General features: G+C 74.8%; 4 protein-coding genes. 2 read left to right on the plus strand and 2 right to left on the minus strand.

Going from position 1 to position 3,271, the window contains the following annotated elements:
- Both GTW43_RS35965 and GTW43_RS35970 read left to right on the plus strand, forming a co-directional pair.
- Positions 1–1,250 (plus strand): PQQ-binding-like beta-propeller repeat protein (locus tag GTW43_RS35965; RefSeq protein ID WP_161306173.1); only part of this gene is annotated, 1,250 nt, incomplete at its 5' end.
- A gap of 19 nt (positions 1,251–1,269) precedes the next feature.
- Positions 1,270–1,887 carry a hypothetical protein gene (locus tag GTW43_RS35970; RefSeq protein WP_343246225.1) on the plus strand — a complete coding sequence of 206 codons (618 nt, stop codon included), beginning with the start codon at positions 1,270–1,272 and terminating at the stop codon, positions 1,885–1,887.
- A 21-nt stretch (positions 1,888–1,908) separates the two neighbouring features.
- Here GTW43_RS35970 and GTW43_RS35975 read toward each other — a convergent pair whose 3' ends face one another.
- A complete protein-coding gene (locus tag GTW43_RS35975) occupies positions 1,909–2,691 on the minus strand; it encodes an enoyl-CoA hydratase/isomerase family protein (RefSeq protein WP_161306174.1) in 783 nt (260 codons plus the stop codon).
- Positions 2,688–3,131: an OB-fold domain-containing protein gene (locus GTW43_RS35980; RefSeq protein WP_161306175.1), complete on the minus strand. Its 444-nt coding sequence runs from the start codon at positions 3,129–3,131 to the stop codon at positions 2,688–2,690. The genes GTW43_RS35975 and GTW43_RS35980 overlap by 4 nt, the downstream gene beginning before the upstream one ends.
- Positions 3,132–3,271 lie beyond the last annotated feature (140 nt).

Genomic DNA, 3,271 nt, shown 5'->3' on the forward strand with positions numbered 1-3,271 from the left:
TGAAGGCGCCGCCCGCCGAGTCCGGCCTCGCCGCGTCCTGGTCCCGCGGCTCCCGCCCGGCCGGCCTCGCGGTGAACGGGACGGCGGACCCCGGCGTGCCCGCCCCCGCGCCCGAGACGCCGCCCGGCTGGCGGCCCTGGCGGTTCCGCATGTCGAACGACGTGTGGGGCACCCCGAAGGTCGCCGGCGACCTCGTCTACGTCACCTCCTTCGAGGTGCACGCCCTCGACGTGGCCACCGGCCGGCGCCGCTTCAAGACCCGCGACGTCGCGTGGGCGATGGCCGTCGCCGACGGCCGCATCCACGCCTCCGACGGCCCGACCCTGTGGGCGCTCGACGCCCGCGAGGGCGGCGACCTGTGGCGCCGCCAGACCGATGCCTGGGTGTACGCGCTCGCCGCCGACCGCGGCACCGTCGTCACCGGCACCCGCGGCGGCGGCGTCCAGGCCCGCGAGGCCGTCAACGGCGACCTGCTGTGGGAGATCACCGGCTGCCAGACCGACTTCGAGACGCCCGAGGCCGGTCCGGTCGTCCACGACGGGACCGTCTACGTGTGGCAGGACGCGCGGCTGCGCGCCCTGGAGGCCCGCACCGGCGAGGAGCGCTGGTCGTACCCGATCGGGGACGCGGCCTCCTGCGGCGGCGTCCCGGTCCGCGTCACCCCGGCCGCCGACGGCTACGTGTACGTGGCGGCCGGCACCCGGGTCATCGCCGTCGACGTCGCCTCCGGCCACGTCCGCTGGCACTTCGAGGCGCCCGCCGTCTTCCTGTGCCCGCCCGCGTACGTGCCCGGCCCGGCGGTCACCGGCGGCGGCGTGTACCTCGTCGACCACCTCGGCACGGTCTACGCCCTCGACGCCACCGACGGCCGCGACCGCTGGCGCATCGCCACCGAGCCGCGCCCCGGCTCCGTCGACCCGGTCCTCGTCGCGCACGGCCACGTGCACGTCGGTTCCGGTCAGGGCCTGTACACGCTGGACGCCGTCACCGGCACGCCGAAGTGGCGTTTCCAGTCGGGCGGCGAGATCGTCGGCTCCCCGGTGGTCGCCGACGGCCGGATCCACTTCGGCTCGACCGACCACCTCCTCTACACGCTGAAGGCCGACGACGGCCGGCTCCGCTGGAAGCTCGCCACCGGCGGCGAGATCACCGGGACCCCGGTCGTCACCGACGGCGTCGTGTACGCGTGCAGCAAGGACCGCTGCGTCTACGCCCTGGATGCGGAGAAGGGCACGGGCACCAGCCGGTAGCCGTTGTAGGGTGCCGGGCGTGACGAAACGGGGAGTCAAACTCACAGCGCTCGCGGTTCTGGTGGTCATGGCCCTGACAGGGTTCTCGACCGGCAGGGGCCGCGGCGGCAGCCACCGCAGCGGGAGCCACGGCAGCAGCGGGGGAGGCTGCAGCAGCTCCAGCCAGAACCACGACAGTTCGTCGTCGTCCTCGTCAGGCTCGTCGGGTTCGGGTTCGTCGGGCTCGTCGTCCGGTTCCTCGTACGACGACGATGACTCCTACGGGAGCGGCTCGACCGGCTCCTCCTCCGGCGGCCGCACCACCACCCGGCGCCCCACCTACCGGTCCTCGCCCACGGCGACGTCCACCGGCGGCTCCACGTCCCTGCGCAACGGCACCGCACGCCTGATCTCCTGCGCCGACGCGAACACCCCGTACGCCCGGGTCCGTGTCACCAACCCGAACGGCAAGGCGGCCCGCTTCTCCGCGCACGTCGACTTCCTCGACGCCTCCGGCATCACGGTCACCGACGACTACGCCGACGTGCGGGTCCCGGCCCGCGGACAGGCGACCGTCAAGGTGAAGGTCGGCGGCGAAGGGCTCGCCGCCGAGGTCGACCACTGCGCGACCGACCGCGAGGCGATCCTCTCGAACTGAGGGCGCTCCGGGGCCGGTGCGTCAGCGCACCCGGAACCCCGGGCCGCCCCGGCCCCCGCGCGACGCGAACAGCCCGGCCTGCCGCTCCGGCGGCAGGTTCCCGAGCGCGATCAGCTGCGGGGCCAGCGCGAAGGCATGGGCGCGGGCCGCCTCGGTCGCCGCCCACACCGCGCGCACCGTGCCCTGCACCGCGTCCGTCGGCTGCGCGGCGATCGCCGTCGCGCAGCGGACCGCGGCCGGGGCCGCGCCACCCGCCTCCGTGACCTCGCTGACCAGGCCGTTCTCGTACGCCCTGCGGGCCGAGAGGCGTTCGGCCGACCCCATCAGAGCGAGCCGGGCCGCCTCGCCCGGCGGCATCCGCTGGGCCAGGTGCACCGCCTCGTACGCGCTCACCATGCCGTACGTCGTGTGCGGGTCGAAGAACGTCGCGTGCTCGTCGGCGATCACGAAGTCGGCCTCGCCGAGCAGGTAGAAGGCGCCGCCGCAGGCCATGCCGTTGACCGCCGCGATCACCGGCTTCCACAGGTCGCCCGCCTTCGGGCCGACGGTGAGCAGCGGGTCGTCCATCGCGTACGGCGAGCCGGGCTGCGGCACGTCGGCGTCCCGGTCGATGCCGGTGCAGAACGCCTTGCCGCCGGCCCCGGTCAGTACAACCGCCCGGACCCCGTCGTCGTACCGGAAGCCGCGCCAGGCCGCGCGCAGCGCGTCCGCCAGCTCCAGGTCGATCGCGTTGTGCCGGTGCGGGCGGTCGAGGGTGACCACCGCGACGCCGGTCTCCCGGTCGGTCTCGACGCGCAGGGTCACGGCCGCTCCAGGGTCCAGCGGGGCAGGACCACGCCCTCGACCTCCGCGAACACCACCTGCACCTTGGCGCCGATGCGGATCCGGTGCGGGTCGACCGAGTCGAGCGGGGCGTCGGCGCGGGTCACGAGATTGCCGACGAGCCGGATGCGGGGGGCGTCCGCGAGCTCGACGACGATCGCGTTGTACGGGGCGTGGGCGGCGTAGGCCGGGAGCAGCGGGGGGTGCGGGACGACGTAGGACCAGATGCGGCCGCGGCCGCTCGTCCTGCGCCACTCCGCGTCGAAGGAGCCGCAGTGCGGGCAGCACGGGCGGGGTGGGAAGCGGAGTTCGCCGCAGGCGGGGGCGGCGCAGGCCTGGACCCGGAGTTCGCCCCGGGCGGCGTACTCCCAGAAGGGGGCGCCGTCGTCGTCGGTGACGGGAGAGAGAAGCGCGTCTGCCATGTTCCGTCCTTCAGTGAGTAGGGCTCCGCCGCTGCGGGTGCCGGGTGCGCCGTGCCTGAGCGCGCAGTTCCCCGCGCCCCTTTTCGGGGCTGGTGTGCAGCCCCCAAATTCAAGCCTCTCCGGCGATTGAGGAGCGGGGG

The organism is Streptomyces sp. SID5785 (assembly GCF_009870065.1).
GTDB lineage: Bacteria > Actinomycetota > Actinomycetes > Streptomycetales > Streptomycetaceae > Streptomyces.